Consider the following 14984-nt stretch of genomic DNA (forward strand, 5'->3'; position numbering starts at 1 on the left):
TTACTCCCGATAGCTCACCAGCCGGGCGGCGCGCGCCAGCAGGTTGTCCAGCAGCATGCCGATCAGGCCGATGAAGAAGATCGCGCAGATGATGTTGGAGATGGACAGGTTGTTCCACTCGTTCCAGACGAAGTAACCGATGCCCGTGCCGCCGATCAGCATTTCGGCAGCGACGATCACCAGCCATGCGATGCCGACCGAGATGCGCATGCCGGTCATGATGGTGGGCGCCGCGGCGGGCAGGATGACCTGCAGCGCCGTGCGCAGCCGCGACACTTCCAGCGTGCGCGCCACGTTCAGCCAGTCCTGCCGCACGGCGCCCACGCCAAACGCCGTGTTCACCAGCATGGGCCACAGCGAGCAGATGAAGATCACGAAGACGGCGGAGGTGTTGGCGTCCTTGATGGTGTAGAGCGCCAGCGGCATCCACGCCAACGGCGAGATCGGCTTGAGCACCTGGATGAAGGGATCGAACGCGCGGTACACCGTCCGGGACATGCCGATCAGGAACCCCAGTGGAATCGCGACCAGCGCGGCCAGGCCGAAGCCAGTCAGCACCCGCGCGACGGAGTAACCCAGCTGGATGCCGATCCCCTTGTCGTTCGGTCCGCGGTCATAGAACGGGTCCTTCAGGTGCTGCCACAACTGCGCGCCGACCTCGGCAGGACCGGGAAACGGCGTCTTGGACCCGCTGGCCGCGGCATTGCCGACCAGCGCGGCGTAGGCCGGATCCACCGTCGCCTCGCCCGCATCGGGGCGGGTGGCGGCGTGCCACAGCAGCAGAAACGCCAGGAACAGGGCGACGGACAGGAACGTGGCCCGCCAGTGTTGCACGGACCCCATCAGGTCCTCCGGATCTTGAAGCTGGCGAGGTAGGCCTCGGGCTGGCTGGGATCGAAGGGCTTGCCCATGACGCTGAAGGTCTTGCCGGTTTCGGCAGGCGGGGTCAGCCCGGCCTCGCGCATCAGGCGCACGGCGTCGGTCGCCAGGAAGACGTCGCTGGCGATCTTCTGATAGTCCACGTCACCCTTGACCTGGCCCCAGCGCTTCATCTGCGTCAGGATCCACACGGCGAACGACTGCCATGGCATGGGATCGAAGTCGATGCGGTTGGGATCGGTCAGCACCTTGCCCAGGCCGTCGGCGTAGGTGCCGGTCAACACCTGTTCCACCACCGTGACGGGCTGGTTCAGGTAGTTCGGCGCAGCGATGGCGGTGGCGATTTCCTTGCGGTTGGCGGGATTGCGGGCGTAGGCGGTGGCTTCGATGATGGCTTTCAGCAGGGCCTGATAGGTGTTGGGCATGGTGGTGACGAACTCCTTGCTGGCGGAGAACGCGCAGCAGGGGTGGCCGTCCCAGATGGCCTTGGACAGGGTGTGGATGAAGCCGACGCCGTCGTACACGGCGCGCTGGTTGACGGGATCGGGCGCCAGGAAGCCGTCGATGTTGTCGGCGCGCAGGTTGGCCACCATTTCGGGGGGCGGCACGGAACGGATCTGCACGTCGGTGTCGGGATCCAGGCCGTGCTCGGCCAGGTAGTAGCGCAACAGGTAGTTATGCATGGAGTAGTCGAAGGGGACGGCGAACTTGAAGCCCTTCCAGTCCTTCGGGTCGCGCCGGTCTTTGTGCTTTATGGACAGCGTGATGGCCTGGCCGTTGATGTTTTCGACGGCGGGCATGGTCCACGGCACGGCGCGGCTGGCGCCGACACCCATCGAGATGGCAAGCGGCATGGGCGACAGCATGTGCGCGGCGTCGTATTCGCCGGACATGGCTTTGTCGCGGATGAGCGCCCAGCCGGCGGTCTTGACGACTTCGACGTCCAGGCCCTGCTTGCCGTAGAAGCCCATGGGGTGCGCCATGATGATGGGCGTGGCGCAGGTGATGGGGATGAAGCCGACCTTGAGTTTCTGCTTCTCCAGCGGGCCGGCGGTCTGCGCGAAGGCTTCCTTGGCGGCGGCCAGCGGAAAGATCGACGCAATGGCTGCCATGGCGGTGCCGCTGCCGACGGCGCGCAGGAAGCGCCGGCGCAGCGCATCCTGCGGGAACAGGGCGCGCATGACGGCCTGCTCGACGGCACTGGCGGCGTTGTCGCCAGTCAGACCGGCTTGCGCGGCGCGTTCGTGTTCGGCCTGCGAGGCGTGGCGGCCGCAGCCGCAGGCAAGGCGGCTGTTGGCGTCGAACGGATTGCTGAAGAGGGACATGGTGGCTCCTTCGATCGGGAATGGAGCCATCATGGGGCTGCGTGGCGGCAGCCGGTATCGCCGGTTCAACGATACGCGTGTAGGGGACTTACTACGTGGTGCGCGCGGTGCGCCGCGGTAGTGCGTGCGCGCTCAGATCGCACCCAACTGGTGCGTGTTGGCGTAGGAGACCAGTTCCACCAGGGTGCGGACGTTGAGCTTTTCGAAGATGCGGCTGCGGTAGGTGGAGATGGTGTTGACGGACAGCGCCAGCTGTTCACCGATGGCCGAGACGGAGCGGCCGGCGACGAGCAGTTGCAGGACCTGGAATTCGCGGTTGGACAGAAGTTCGTGCGGTGGGCGGGAGCTGTCCTGGCGGACGGTGTGGGCGAGCAGTTCGGCGACGGTGGGGGTGACGTACATCTTGCCGGCGGCGGCGTTGGTCAGCGCGGCCAGCAGTTCTTCGGGTTCGCAACCTTTGTTGAGGTAGGCGTGCGCGCCGGCGCGCAGGGCGCGGACCGCAAACTGGGATTCGGGGTAGACGGACAGCATGACGACGCCGAGTCCGGGGTGGTCGGCGCGCACGCTTTTCAACACGTCCAGGCCGTCGCGTTCGCCGAGGGCGACGTCCAGGACGATGGCGTCGTAATGCGCCTGGCGCAGGGCGCGCAGAGCGGCGGGGCCGTCGGCGGCTTCGTGGACGAGGGCGACGCGCGGGTCTTCTTCTAGGATGCGGGCGAGGCCTCGGCGGATGATGAGGTGGTCGTCGACGATGAGCAGGTTCAGGGGCATGGGAGGGTTTCCTTCATGCGGCCAGTGGGTTCAGGCGCAGGCGGGCGCGCATGCCGGCGCCGGGGGCGCTGTCCAGCGCAAGGTCGCCGCCGATGGCGCGGGCGCGCTCGCGCATCCCCAGGATGCCGAAGGTGTGGCGGTCTTCGGGCAACTGCATGCCGACGCCGTCGTCTTCGACGGTGAGGACGAGGCCGTCGGCGCCCCAGGCGGCGCTGACGCTGACGCTGCGTGCGCGGGCGTGCCGCTGCACGTTGGTAAGCAGTTCCTGGACGATCCGGTAGATGGCGATTTCAGCGTTGCGGTCGAGGCGCAGGCTTTCGGTGTCGGGGGGGCAGAGGTAACGGCATTGGAGGCCGCTGCGGGTTTGCAGGTCTTGCAGCAGGGCTTCGAGGGCGGCCCAGAGGCCAAGATGGTCAAGGACGACGGGGCGCAGGTCGTTGAGGATGCGGCGGGTGGCGCCCATGGCGGTCTGGGTGACCTCGAGCATGCGGTCGAGGTGCGTCTGCAGGGCGGGGGTGGCGCTTAGCTGGCGGCGCAGCCAGTTCAAATCCAGTTGCAGGGCGGTGAAGGAGGCGCCGAGGTCGTCGTGGATGTTGCGGGCGATGTGGGCGCGTTCTTCTTCGCGCAGGGTGCTCAGGTGGGAAGACAGGCGGCGCAGGGATTCGTGGGCGGCGCTGAGTTCAGCGGTGCGTTCGCCGACGCGGCGTTCTAGCAGGGCCTGGGTGTTTTGAAGCTCACGTTCGATGCCTTTGCGGGCGGTGATGTCGGAGAAGGTGACGACGGCGCCTACGACTTCCTGGTCGTTGCGGATGGGGTACGAGGCGTATTGCGCGTCGAAGCACGTGCCATCGCGGCGCCAGAGCACTTCGTCGTCGGCGCGTTCGCCTCGGCCGTCGCGGAAGGCTTTGAAGATGCGGCAGTCGTGGACCGGCATGAGGGTGCGGTCGGCGTGGGAGTGGTGGATGAGGTAGTGCATGTTGCGGCCGACGAGCTCATCGGGGGTGTAGCCGAGCATGTCGGCGCCGGCGCTGTTGATGAAGATGCATCTGCCGCGCAGGTCGATGCCGTAGATGCCTTCGCCGGCGGATTCCAGCAGCATTTCAAGCTGACGGCGCCAGGCGGCGTGGTGCGAGAGGTGCTTCAGGTCGGCGAACATGAATGGCCTGGTGCTTGTTGAATCTGCCGGGGAGTTGCCCCGGATCCCCTTGGTGCGCGGGTTTTTGGTTGCGCTTTTGCGCGGAGTTTACGGGAGTGGGTGGGAGTTGCGGGGGGAGTGAGGGAAATCCCTTCTTCGTTATGGGTTGGGGCAGGTGCGGTGCGGGTAGGGTTTTTAGGACGTCCAGTGTGGGTTCGGTGCGGGAACTTTAGGCGCTCGACGCGGTGGCGACGGATGCGGGTTCTTCAGGCGCTCGGTGCGGTTGCGACGGGTGCGGGTTCTTAAGACGCCCGGCGCGGCGGTGGCCTGGGTGCGCGGGGCTACGATTGCGGTCCGGAGCCTTCGCTCCGGACTACCCCGTCGTCATCGTCGTTGTCGCCTTCGGCGACTGCCTTCCGATTCCCTCGGGCGCATCTACACGCCCCGCGCACCCAGGCCACCGCCGCACCGGGCTGCGTCGTATGAGGTCGTGCGGTCGGCGGGGAGGGCGGCTTGCTTGGCCTTCTTTTGTAGGTTTGTTGGTGGCCGGAAGATCTTGCGGGGCTGCCAGATGTCGGCCGCGCGGGCGGCCTTATCTGGCGTTCGGGGGGCTTGCGTCGACGGCTTCAAATCAAGGTGTCTGACACCCGTGGCGTATAGGTTGTTCGCTGAATTTTTCGAGAATCGAGGTGTCTGACACCCGCTGAGCCGGTCTTACGGACTGACGATCCTGCTACCTGGGTGTCTGACACCGGCCCGCTGACGGATGCGACACATTGAAGTGCGCGCAAAGAAAAACGCCGGCCTGTCAGGCCGGCGATTTCATTTGACGCTTGCTTGCCGCATTGAGCGCTTACGGAATCAGCGACAACCCCACGCGGAACTGGCTTTCGTTGCGCTGGTTGTACCCCAGCAGCGTCTCGCCGTAGCCGTTGAAATACTGCAAATGCAGATACCCGTTCCAATTCAAGAACGTACGGCGCAGCGGCCACGCGAAATCCAGCTGCGTCGTGCGTCGCTTCTGATCTCCCTGGCGGTACATTGCCGAGACGACGGCGCCGTTGTCCTGGGCCCAGCGCAGTTGCCAGTCGACATGGCCGGCGTAGTCGGCGTAGTCGCTGTTTTCCTTGGCGACGGCGAAGTAGGCCTTGACCTTGGGGGCGAAGGTGAGGGTGCTGCCGCTGTCGAAGCGGTAGTGGAAGCGCGGTTCGATGTAGCCGTCGTTGAGGGAGCGGGAGTCTTCGCCGTCTTTGCCGTTGGAGGCGTGTTCGACGCCGGTGTTCATGCCGAAGCGCCAGTTCTGGTTCTCGGATTTCCAGATGTCGTCGGTCATCCAGAAAACGCTGGGATTGAACGTGGTGTCGATGAAGGGCTTGGAGTCGCTTTCCAGATCCCACAGCGAGGTCTGGGTGTAGCCCAGGTAGAAGTCGTCGTGCCAGGTGTCTTCGCCGCCGCGCGGGCTGATCAGGCGGTATTTGGCGCTGATCTGGAAGCGGGCGGTGGTGAGGCCGCGGGTGCCGACGGCGAAGTAGACGGGCTTGTAGGCGGAGAAGGCGCTTCGGAATTTGTCGAAGGCGGCCTGTTCGACGGTGGGTTCGATGGTGGCGGCGGGGGCGGGGCCGGCTTCGGGGGAGGCGCCTGCGGCGGCGACGGCTGCGGGCGGGACGGGTTGGCCGCTGCGTGGGTCGACGACGGGCGTCTGGGCGGGCGTGGTGGCCAGGGTGCCGCTGTCGCGGCCGGTGGCGTCGAGCGCCATCATGGACGGTTGGCCTTCGATGGAGACGGCTTGCAGGCCGCGTGCGGTGGCGGGCACTTCGGCGGACCAGGACATGCGCGCGAAGTTGTTGACGGGCACGCTGTAGTTGTCACGGCCGCTTTTCAGTTTGGCGAGGCTGCGGACGATCTGGCCGTCGGGGCTGCGCCACTGCAGGACGAGTTCGGGCGGGGCCTGCCAATCGACGCGCGAGCCGCCTTCGTTGAAGAATACGGCCTCGATGGTGACGGTTTCGCCGGGCGCCGCGGAGGGGCGGTCCAGCCGGTATGACACGCCTGCCGCGGCGGAGCCGGCCGCGCTCAGGGCCAGGACGGCGGCAAGGAGGCGGGGGGTGGGAGAGCGGTGAAAAGGACGGCGGGAGGTCATTGAGGATGTATCTGATTTTTGTGATCAGGCAATGTAGCACCGACTCTGGCAACAGTTTGTAAATCAGACTAATCGTATGTGTGGGCTGTAAAAAATGCGAAAAGCCCCGCGCGTTGTCGACAATGCGCGGGGCTTTTTGAGCCGGTTGTGGTGCGGGAATCGAGGTCCAGCGGGCCGGGCCTGCGGGGCTCGATGCGATGCCACGCGCGGGCTTGCTGCAAGCGCCGCGCGTGGCATCGCGTCGGGGTTATTCCCCGAACTTGATGCCCTGTGCCAGCGGCAGATTGCGCGAGTAGTTGATGGTGTTGGTCGCGCGCCGCATGTAGTTGCGCCAGGCGTCCGAACCGGACTCGCGGCCGCCGCCGGTTTCCTTTTCGCCGCCAAACGCGCCGCCGATTTCGGCGCCGGAGGTGCCGATGTTGACGTTGGCGATGCCGCAGTCGGAGCCGGCGGCGGACAGGAAGGTTTCGGCTTCGCGCAGGTCGTTGGTGAAGATGGCGGACGACAGGCCTTGCGGCACGCCGTTCTGCATGGCGAGGGCGTCGCCGAAGTCCTTGTAGCGCATGACGTAGAGGATGGGCGCGAAGGTTTCGTGGCAGACGACGTCGGTCTGGCCGGGCATTTCGGCGATGGCGGGGCGCACGTACCAGGCGTCGGGGTATTGGTCGGCCAGGACGCGTTCGCCGCCGGTGACCTTGCCGCCCTGTTCGCGGGCGGCGGTCAGCGCGGCCTGCATGGCGTCGAAGGAGGCGCGGTCGATCAGGGGGCCGACGAGGTTGCCGCTGTCGAGCGGGTTGCCGATGGGGGCGCTGGCGTATGCCTTGTGCAGGCGCTGGACCAGTTCGTCGGCGACGCTTTCGTGGACGATCAGGCGGCGGGTGGTGGTGCAGCGCTGGCCGGCGGTGCCGATGGCGCCGAAGACGATGCCGCGGGCGGCCATGTCGAGGTCGGCGGTGGGGCCGACGATGATGGCATTGTTGCCGCCCAGTTCAAGCAGGACGCGGCCGAAGCGTTGTGCAACGCGCGGACCGACCTGGCGGCCCATGCGGGTGGAGCCGGTGGCGGACACCAGTGCGACGGTGTGCGAGTCGACCAGGGCTTCGCCGATCTCGCGGCCGCCGATCAGGACTTCGGACAAGCCGGCGGGCGCGTCGCCAAAGCGCTGCACGGCCTGCGCGAAGAGCGCCTGGCAGGCCAGCGCGGTGAGGGGGGTCTTTTCCGAAGGCTTCCAGACGACGGCGTTGCCGCAGACCAGCGCCAGCGCGGCGTTCCAGGACCAGACGGCGACGGGGAAGTTGAAGGCGCTGATGACGCCGACGACGCCCAGCGGATGCCACGTTTCCATCATGCGGTGGCCGGGACGTTCGGAGGCGATGGTCAGGCCGTAGAGCTGGCGCGACAGGCCGACGGCGAAGTCGCAGATGTCGATCATTTCCTGTACTTCGCCTTCGCCTTCGGCAACGATCTTGCCGGCTTCCAGGCTGACGAGGCGGCCGAGTTCTTGTTTGTGCTGGCGCAGGGTTTCGCCGAACAGGCGGATCAGTTCGCCGCGGCGGGGGGCGGGGACGTCACGCCAAGCCAGGCTGGCTTGCCGCGCGCGGGTGATGGCGGCGTGGGCCTGGGCCACCGTGTGCTCATGCACCTGCGCCAGTTCGGCGCCATCGATCGGGCTGCGGGCGATCAGGGTGCCGCCGGTGAGCGCACTGGAGGTGAGTCCGAGATTGCGCAGGATGTCTTGAGGAGTGTCCATGCCGGTTCCTTCGAGGCCTTGCGAAGTCAGCGCCTTCGCTTAAGGGTTATGCCTAAGTGGCGATTCTGGAAAAAAATTTACTATACGAAACTATGACGTGAAATGCGAAATATTTTTGAGGCGCCCTTTGCTGGCCTCCTTGAAACGCCAGTGCGTGCGGCAGATCCTCAGTCAGCCCCGTGCGCACTGCACCTGAAGGTGAATTCGTGGCGGAACCGTTGCTCGTTGTTCAGGCAGTCAAAAAGACCTATCAGCGCGACGGGCATCCCCCGCATCTGGCGCTGGACGGCATCGATTGCCAGCTTGAACGCGGCGAAGTGATGGTCGTGGTCGGTCCGTCCGGCTCGGGCAAAAGCACCTTGCTGCGCACCCTGAACGGCCTGGAAAGCATCGACAGCGGCACGATCCGCGTCAATGGCGCGTCGCTGACGGATCCGGCCACCGACGTCAACCGCTGGCGCACCGACGTCGGCATGGTGTTCCAGCACTTCAACCTGTTCCAGCACCGTACTGCGCTCGACAACGTGGCGCTACCCCAGCGGGTGGTGCGCGGCCGCAGCCGTGCCGATGCCGAACGCTACGCCCGCGAGCTCCTCGGCCGCGTCGGCATGGCCGAATTCGGTGATCGTTATCCCAGCCAGTTGTCCGGCGGCCAGCAGCAGCGCGTGGCGATCGCGCGCGCGCTGGCGATGGACCCGCAACTGATGCTGTTCGACGAGGCCACGTCGGCGCTCGATCCGGAGACGGTGGGCGGCATTCTCGAATTGATGCGCGCCCTGGCGCGCGACGGCATGACGATGGCGGTGGTGACGCACGAAATGGGTTTTGCCCGCGACGTCGGCGACCGCGCGCTCTTCATGGACGCGGGCCGCATCGTGGAGATGGGTACGCCCGACGAAGTGTTCGGCCGCCCCAAAGAGGCGCGCACCCGCGCCTTCCTGGAAAAGATTCTGTAGTCCCGCCGGTCCGGCTTATCCGGGCGCTGCCGGCGCGATGTGCCTTGCCCGGAACGATATGGGTCCAATCACCAAAGGGGTTAGCAATGTTGAAAATCAAACAATGGCTGGGCGTGGCCAGCGTCGCCCTGGCGGCCGCCACCGTGGCCCTGCCGGCACAGGCGGACGAACTTTCCGACATCATCAAGCGCGGTGAATTGCGCGTGGCGGTGCAGACCTCCGGGCCGCTGATGAGCTTCATGGACAAGACGGGCAAGCGCACGGGGCTGGCCGTGGAAGTCGCCAAGCGCATGGCCGACGACCTGGGCGTGAAGCTGGTGCTGCAGGATTATGAATGGAAGGGCCTTTTGCCCGCGCTGCTGTCGGGCAAGGCCGACATGGTGGCCGCCGACATGACGCCCACGCCGCAGCGCGCCGCGCAGGTGCTGTTCTCGCTGCCCATGTTCTACGCCGACACCGTCGCCGTGGTGCCCAAGGATTCGCCATACAAGAACTACGCCGAACTGAACAAGTCCGGCGTCACCGTCGGCGCGCTGGGCGCCAGCACCTACGCCGAAGTCGGCAAGAAGATGCTGCCCACGGCCACGCTCAAGGAGTTCTCGGGCGGCAGCGCGCCGGTTGGTCAGGCGCTGTCCAGCGGCCGGCTGGATGCCGGCATCATGTCGCTGTCCACCGCCAACCAGTTTCTCGTCGACTTCGGCAACCTGCGCGTGCTTGAGGGCGTAATGGTGCGCGAGCCCCTGGCGTTTGCCGTCGGCCCCAACGCGTTCCGCCTGAAGTTCTGGCTGGACAACTGGCAAACGCTGAAGACCGCTGACAACTCGCTGCCGGAACTGGTCCAGTACTGGTATTCCACCGATTGGAAGAAAGACCACTGATCGGAGACGGGACCGCCCATGGACTGGCTGATCGATTTCTATAACTGGCGCATCGTCAGCCAGTACACGGGCCAATTTGCCGAAGGCCTGGCCAATACCCTGATCGCAGCGGGCGCAAGCTTGGTGCTGTCGGTGCTGGCCGGGGTTCCGCTGGCGCTTGCCCATATGTCGTCCCGCGGCGTGGTGTGGCGCCCGGTGGCGGCGTATGTGCAATTCGTGCGCTCCACGCCGCTGCTCGTGCAGATCTACCTGGTCTATTACGCGGTGCCCTATCTTGTGCCGGGCGCCAAGGGCTGGAGCGAGATGGTGCTGGGCATCCTCGCCATGACCCTGCACCACGCGGCCTACATGAGCGAAATCATCCGCGTCGGCATCGAGTCCGTGCCGCGCGGCCAGATCGAAGGCGCCAAGGCCTGCGGCATGAACTACCACCAGCGTCTGCGCTACGTGGTGCTGCCGCAGGCATTCGCCAATACGCTGCCGCCGCTGCTGGGCCAGACCGCCGTACTCATCAAGGACACGTCGCTGCTGTCGTTGATCACGGTCTTTGAACTGGTTGCCGCGGGCGTGCAGATGAACAGCGAACGCATCGTGCCCAACGAAGCCTTCCTGACCATCGCGGCAGGCTATCTGCTGATCTACTGCGTCATGCTGCTGCTGTCCAAGGGCGTCAGCCTGTGGCTGGCCGGCCCGGCCTGGAACGCGAGGTAATCATGCTGGACTCCTATCTTTCCACCGCCGGCGTCGTGCTGCCTTTTCTGCTCAAGGGCTTCTGGGAGACGCTGAAGATCTCGTTTGTAGCCATCATTGCCGGCTCGCTGCTGGGCTTTGTGATCGGCGTGATCCGCAGCTATCGCATCCGTGGCGTGCATCAGATCCTGGGGCTGTACATCCACATCCTGCGCGGCACCCCGTTTCTGGTGCAGCTCTACATCGTCTACTTCGTGCTGCCCAGTTCGGGTATCGAGCTGCTGCACTGGGATTCCGGCACCGCGGCCTTCGTGGCGCTGTCGGTGTACACGTCCTGCTACGTGGCGGAAATTGTCATGGGCGCCATCCAGGCCGTGCCGCGCGGCCAGACCGAAGGCGCAATGACGCTGGGCCTGCGCCCCTTGCAGATTCTGTGGCTGGTGATCCTGCCGCAGGCCATGCGCCTGATCGTGCAGCCCATGAGCGGCGTGTACGTCATGCTGATCAAAAGCACCGCCATCCTCTCGGTGGTCGGCATCACCGAACTGACCCGCCAGGGGGAAGTCTTCATCATCACCTTCCCGGCCAAATCGCTGTTCATCTACGGCATGATCGCCGCCATCTACTTCATCTACTGCTACCCGCTCCTGCGCCTGGCCAACTGGCTGGAAAAGCGCCTGACCGGGGGCCTGCAAGGCGCGGGCCTGCACTGAGCCGACACCATGGTCTCCGAGTACATCGACACCTACTACAAGCGCACGATCGCCGACGGCGACACCTACTATCCGCCGCTGGCGGGCGCGGCCAGCGCCGACGTCTGCGTGATCGGAGCGGGGCTGGCCGGACTGTCGACGGCGCTGGAACTGGCCCGGCGCGGCCGCAACGTGACTCTGCTGGAAGCGCGGCGGATCGCCTGGGGCGCCTCGGGCCGCAACGGCGGATCGGTGTCGCCGGCGTTTTCCGCGGGCGCCGACGCCATCCGCAAGCACGTCGACGAAGACCACTACCGCCAGCTTTACCGCCTGTCGATGGAGGGCGTCGAGATCATCCGCGACAACATCCGCGACCTGCGCATCGCCGACGCCCACAAGGTCGACGGACGGCTGCGCGTCGTACGCTACGAGGCCACCGACGCGCTGCGCCAGTGGTGCGACAGCCAGCAGCGCGACTTCGGGCGCGACGTGCGGTTGCTCTCGCGCAGCCAGGTTCGCGAACGGCTGGTGTCCGACGTCTACCACCAGGGCATCGAAGACCCCTCGTCCTTTCACTTCCATCCGCTGAACTACGCGCGCGCGCTGGCCCGCGAGTGCGTGCGGCTAGGCGTGCGCATCCACGAGGATTCGCCCGTCGTGCAGGCCACGCTCGACGGCGCGGTCAAGCACCTGAAGACCGAACAAGGCCAGATCGACGCCGCCACCGTCGTGCTGGCCACCGGCGGCTACACGGGCGACGTCGTGCCGGCCCTGCGCCGCGCAATGCTGCCCATCGCCACCTACATCATGCTGACCGAACCGCTGGGCGACCGCGTGCGCGAAGCCATCCGCAGCAATGCGGCCATCGGCGACGACCGGCGCGCCGGCAACTATTACCGCGTCCTGGATGGCGGCCGCATCGGCTGGGGCAGTAGAATCACCACCCGTGTCGATGACCCGCCCGATCTGGCCGAGTCCCTGCGCCGCGAACTGCTCAGCGTCTACCCCCAATTGCAAGGGGTGCGCGTGGAGGCAGCGTGGTCAGGACGCATGGCCTACGCGCGGCACCTGATGCCGCAGATCGGCCTGCTGGGTCGGAATGTCTGGTATTGCACTGCGTTCGGCGGACACGGCATGAACACCACGTCCGTGGGCGGACGCGTCGTGGCCGAGGGCATTACCGGCGACACGCAGCGCTACAAGCTTTTCGAACCGTTCGGGTTGGCCTGGAACGGCGGAAGCCTGGGCACGGCGGCGGTTCAACTGACTTATTGGTCTTACCAGGCGCGCGATTGGTGGCGTGAGCGTCAATCGCGGGGCTGACTATTGCGGGCTTGAGAATTCGGGCCTGAGGGTTCGGGTCTGAGTATTGCGGGCCTGACTACTGCGGGCATGACAGGGTATACAGATGCAAGGCAACAAACAGAGCGCATTGGCACAACGGCTGCGAGCCTTGCGCCAGGCGCGCGCGTGGACTCTGAAGCAGGCGGCCGAGGCCACCGGCGTGTCCGCGTCCACCCTGTCAAAGATCGAGAACAGCCTGCTGTCCCCCACCTATGACAACCTGATCAAGATTGCCGCGGGCCTGGACCTGGACGTGGCCGAACTCTTCACTGCCTCCGACGCCCACATGGGCACCGGCCGTCGCAGCCTGAGCCGCCAGGGCGAAGGCCGGCAGTACGAAACGCCGTATTACGATCATCGGTTGCTATGCACTGCGCTATCGCACAAGCGCATGATGCCGTTTCATACCCGCGTCAAGGCGCGCGCCTTTGACGAGTTCCAGGACTGGAGCCGGCACGGGGGGGAGGAGTTTGTGTATGTGCTGGAGGGAGAGGTTCAGCTTTATACCGAGTTCTATGAACCGGCCCGGCTGAAGGCGGGTGAGAGCTTCTATATAGATAGCCGGATGGGGCACCGGGTGATCAGCCTCAGTCCGGAGGATGCGATTGTGTTGTGGGTGTCCACGCATACGGATATAGGCGAGGAGTAGGGGGCGACTTATTGGGACGGCCCGCCTGGGGCGAGCCGCTCGCTGGGGGCCGAGCCGCTTTTTCCGCAACAGGGTAAAATGCGCGGCCCGGACGGGTTCCGGGCGTCACCACATCGCGCGGCAGTAGCTCAGCTGGATAGAGCACGGGCCTTCTAAGCCTGAGGTCGGGGGTTCGAGCCCCTCCTGCCGCGCCAAAATAGCTAGGAAAATCAAGCCATTGTGTGACATTGAAGTTCGTTAACGACGCAATCATTAGAATAAAAATGCCTGCGTTAGAACGTCACTCTGTCGCAGAGGCCTTCTTCACCACCCGTCGGTCGTAGTGTTTGTGCGTTGTTGCCGGGTTCGCATGAGCAGCGAAATCATACGCATCGTGGTCACGGTTTTGGATCTTGGTCGTGATCGCAGCGGGGCGCACATCCTGCAGGCTGAAGTAGAGCGCATGTTCCGTCAGGGTCTGCTCCGTTACGCCTTCGTCAAGCGTCCTAATCCACGCCAGTTGCGCGTCCTTCCAACTCGACGCCCAGCCATGTCGCGTGTACGAATCAGAGCGCTTCGTCGGCGCGAACAGATAGGGGCTGCTGGTGTTCTTGCGGTCAAGCGAACGGGCCACGACCACGCGCAGCCGCTTCGACCACTCGCGCACCTTCAAGACTTCGAGCTGGCCCTTCTTCCTCTTTGTGGACAGCACGGTCACACCTTCATGCGTCAGGCCTGACTTGAGAAACGGGCGAGCCTCCGATGAGCGAAACCCGGTCAGATAGGTAAACATCGCGGCGCAGCCCATTGTCCGGTAGTTTTCTCGCTGCTTCACGGACCATAAATAGAAGCGCAGCACCTGCCGTCGGTCGATGATCTTCGCCTTGTTATCCGAACGATTCTTCATCATGTTGACGAAGGGATTCGCGGCCAACAGGCCCCATCTCACGCCGAAGTGACAGATGACTGAGAACTGGCTCAGCTCCTTGTTGGCTTTGATCGGCGCGCCGGCGGCTGCGCGATCCTCGAGGTACTGGTAGCCATGCTGAGCCGTCAGTTGGGACGGCGCCATCCTGCCAAAGAATTTCGTCAGGTTGGTGTACATGCCCGTGCGAATTTTCTTCCCGTCCTTCGACTGGTCCTGATAGTACGTAGGATCTTCCTTGAGTTCGAACCGCTCAATCATTTCGGACACAGAGCCGGCCACTACGACACCTTGCTGAATCTCGACAGCGAGCTTCGTCGCCAAGCGCTCAGCGTCAAAACGCGCAGCGCGATCACCAACGACGGACGAGGCCAGGGTTTGGCTCCGCCCGTCCACATGCTTGTATATCCAGCTAATGCGCTGCTTGCCGACACGTTTGTACAGCCTGGCCACGCCCGTCTTCTCCCACGCGGGCGAAGGCTTGGCGATTCGGGCCTGACGTGAGACCGGCTTTTTGCTGGCCATCTACTGCTCCCAGTTTCTTATCTCGATACGCCCGCAGCACTCGCGGGACGCCATTTTTGTCCACGACATAGCGCCAGCCGTGGCGACTGAGCCAGCGCGCCATCATCGCCCTCTGGTTTGGCTTGCACCCGACCAGTTCGGCCAGGTCAGACGCCGAGAGATATTCGTTCATCTGGTCCTCCAAAACGAAGCCCGCACTAGGCGGGCTTAAGTTTTTACTTTGTTGACTTGGACTGGTCGGTCTTGCGACTCAGCTTTTCCTAAGCGATCGCCTGGCTGCGATGATCAGGCGAACAGCGCCCGGGATAAGCATCGCAGGCCCTATGAAGAGGCCTGTAATCAAGTA

The 14984-nt window shown here is 64.9% G+C and carries 14 protein-coding genes and 1 tRNA gene; 7 read left to right on the plus strand and 8 right to left on the minus strand.

Translation table 11 applies throughout. The annotated features are described in order from the left end of the window. The 6 genes from ntrB to B3098_RS21280 form a co-directional block, all read right to left on the minus strand. A complete protein-coding gene (gene ntrB / locus B3098_RS21255) occupies nt 1-843 on the minus strand; it encodes a nitrate ABC transporter permease (protein WP_175124391.1) in 843 nt (280 codons plus the stop codon). Beyond that, on the minus strand, nt 843-2204 hold the full coding sequence (locus B3098_RS21260) for a CmpA/NrtA family ABC transporter substrate-binding protein (protein ID WP_286898817.1): 1362 nt from the start codon (nt 2202-2204) through the stop codon (nt 843-845). The genes ntrB and B3098_RS21260 overlap by 1 nt, the downstream gene beginning before the upstream one ends. 132 nt (nt 2205-2336) lie before the next feature. After that, nucleotides 2337-2975, minus strand: a complete 639-nt coding sequence (locus tag B3098_RS21265; protein WP_056563872.1) for a response regulator — start codon at nt 2973-2975, stop codon at nt 2337-2339. 13 nt (nt 2976-2988) lie between these two features. Then, nucleotides 2989-4131 carry a sensor histidine kinase gene (locus B3098_RS21270; protein ID WP_191578795.1) on the minus strand — a complete coding sequence of 381 codons (1143 nt, stop codon included), beginning with the start codon at nt 4129-4131 and terminating at the stop codon, nt 2989-2991. A gap of 832 nt (nt 4132-4963) precedes the next feature. Further along, nucleotides 4964-6250: a phospholipase A gene (locus tag B3098_RS21275; protein WP_286898819.1), complete on the minus strand. Its 1287-nt coding sequence runs from the start codon at nt 6248-6250 to the stop codon at nt 4964-4966. Between the two features lie 247 nt (nt 6251-6497). Further along, nucleotides 6498-8000 carry an aldehyde dehydrogenase family protein gene (locus B3098_RS21280; RefSeq protein WP_286898820.1) on the minus strand — a complete coding sequence of 501 codons (1503 nt, stop codon included), beginning with the start codon at nt 7998-8000 and terminating at the stop codon, nt 6498-6500. A gap of 206 nt (nt 8001-8206) precedes the next feature. Between B3098_RS21280 and B3098_RS21285 the strand changes: the two genes are divergently transcribed. The 7 genes from B3098_RS21285 (at nt 8207) to B3098_RS21315 (ending at nt 13403) form a co-directional block, all read left to right on the plus strand. Beyond that, nucleotides 8207-8956, plus strand: a complete 750-nt coding sequence (locus B3098_RS21285; protein ID WP_286899280.1) for an amino acid ABC transporter ATP-binding protein — start codon at nt 8207-8209, stop codon at nt 8954-8956. A gap of 86 nt (nt 8957-9042) precedes the next feature. Beyond that, nucleotides 9043-9834, plus strand: a complete 792-nt coding sequence (locus B3098_RS21290) for an ABC transporter substrate-binding protein (RefSeq protein ID WP_175124386.1) — start codon at nt 9043-9045, stop codon at nt 9832-9834. Between the two features lie 18 nt (nt 9835-9852). Beyond that, nucleotides 9853-10545, plus strand: a complete 693-nt coding sequence (locus B3098_RS21295; protein WP_191579537.1) for an amino acid ABC transporter permease — start codon at nt 9853-9855, stop codon at nt 10543-10545. Nucleotides 10546-10547: 2 nt separating this feature from the next. Next, complete coding sequence (locus B3098_RS21300) at nt 10548-11237, plus strand: amino acid ABC transporter permease (protein ID WP_175139291.1); 690 nt, start codon at nt 10548-10550, stop codon at nt 11235-11237. A 9-nt stretch (nt 11238-11246) separates the two neighbouring features. After that, nucleotides 11247-12539 carry an NAD(P)/FAD-dependent oxidoreductase gene (locus tag B3098_RS21305; RefSeq protein WP_175124383.1) on the plus strand — a complete coding sequence of 431 codons (1293 nt, stop codon included), beginning with the start codon at nt 11247-11249 and terminating at the stop codon, nt 12537-12539. Nucleotides 12540-12624: 85 nt separating this feature from the next. Next, on the plus strand, nt 12625-13209 hold the full coding sequence (locus B3098_RS21310; protein WP_175124382.1) for a helix-turn-helix domain-containing protein: 585 nt from the start codon (nt 12625-12627) through the stop codon (nt 13207-13209). A 117-nt stretch (nt 13210-13326) separates the two neighbouring features. Continuing rightward, nucleotides 13327-13403: transfer RNA gene (locus B3098_RS21315), tRNA-Arg, on the plus strand. 86 nt (nt 13404-13489) lie between these two features. Here B3098_RS21315 and B3098_RS21320 read toward each other — a convergent pair. Together B3098_RS21320 and B3098_RS29190 are read right to left on the minus strand one after the other, a co-directional pair. Further along, nucleotides 13490-14638 carry a hypothetical protein gene (locus B3098_RS21320; RefSeq protein ID WP_286898823.1) on the minus strand — a complete coding sequence of 383 codons (1149 nt, stop codon included), beginning with the start codon at nt 14636-14638 and terminating at the stop codon, nt 13490-13492. After that, nucleotides 14526-14810: a DUF4224 domain-containing protein gene (locus tag B3098_RS29190; protein ID WP_414631299.1), complete on the minus strand. Its 285-nt coding sequence runs from the start codon at nt 14808-14810 to the stop codon at nt 14526-14528. Before B3098_RS29190 ends, B3098_RS21320 begins: the two co-directional genes overlap by 113 nt. Between the last annotated feature and the right edge of the window lie 174 nt (nt 14811-14984).

This window comes from Achromobacter sp. UBA2119, from assembly GCF_002331005.1.
Classification (GTDB): domain Bacteria; phylum Pseudomonadota; class Gammaproteobacteria; order Burkholderiales; family Burkholderiaceae_B; genus Achromobacter; species Achromobacter animicus.

Bases quoted from the DNA above. Each gene is read 5' to 3' on its own strand.
- B3098_RS21280 (WP_286898820.1), bottom strand. From the start codon at position 8,000: ATGGACACTCCTCAAGACATCCTGCGCAATCTCGGACTCACCTCCAGT.
- B3098_RS21320 (WP_286898823.1), bottom strand. From the start codon at position 14,638: ATGGCCAGCAAAAAGCCGGTCTCACGTCAGGCCCGAATCGCCAAGCCT.
- B3098_RS21290 (WP_175124386.1), top strand. From the start codon at position 9,043: ATGTTGAAAATCAAACAATGGCTGGGCGTGGCCAGCGTCGCCCTGGCG.
- B3098_RS21305 (WP_175124383.1), top strand. From the start codon at position 11,247: ATGGTCTCCGAGTACATCGACACCTACTACAAGCGCACGATCGCCGAC.
- B3098_RS21275 (WP_286898819.1), bottom strand. From the start codon at position 6,250: ATGACCTCCCGCCGTCCTTTTCACCGCTCTCCCACCCCCCGCCTCCTT.
- B3098_RS21270 (WP_191578795.1), bottom strand. From the start codon at position 4,131: ATGTTCGCCGACCTGAAGCACCTCTCGCACCACGCCGCCTGGCGCCGT.
- B3098_RS21260 (WP_286898817.1), bottom strand. From the start codon at position 2,204: ATGTCCCTCTTCAGCAATCCGTTCGACGCCAACAGCCGCCTTGCCTGC.
- B3098_RS21295 (WP_191579537.1), top strand. From the start codon at position 9,853: ATGGACTGGCTGATCGATTTCTATAACTGGCGCATCGTCAGCCAGTAC.
- B3098_RS21265 (WP_056563872.1), bottom strand. From the start codon at position 2,975: ATGCCCCTGAACCTGCTCATCGTCGACGACCACCTCATCATCCGCCGA.
- B3098_RS29190 (WP_414631299.1), bottom strand. From the start codon at position 14,810: ATGAACGAATATCTCTCGGCGTCTGACCTGGCCGAACTGGTCGGGTGC.
- B3098_RS21310 (WP_175124382.1), top strand. From the start codon at position 12,625: ATGCAAGGCAACAAACAGAGCGCATTGGCACAACGGCTGCGAGCCTTG.
- B3098_RS21300 (WP_175139291.1), top strand. From the start codon at position 10,548: ATGCTGGACTCCTATCTTTCCACCGCCGGCGTCGTGCTGCCTTTTCTG.
- ntrB (WP_175124391.1), bottom strand. From the start codon at position 843: ATGGGGTCCGTGCAACACTGGCGGGCCACGTTCCTGTCCGTCGCCCTG.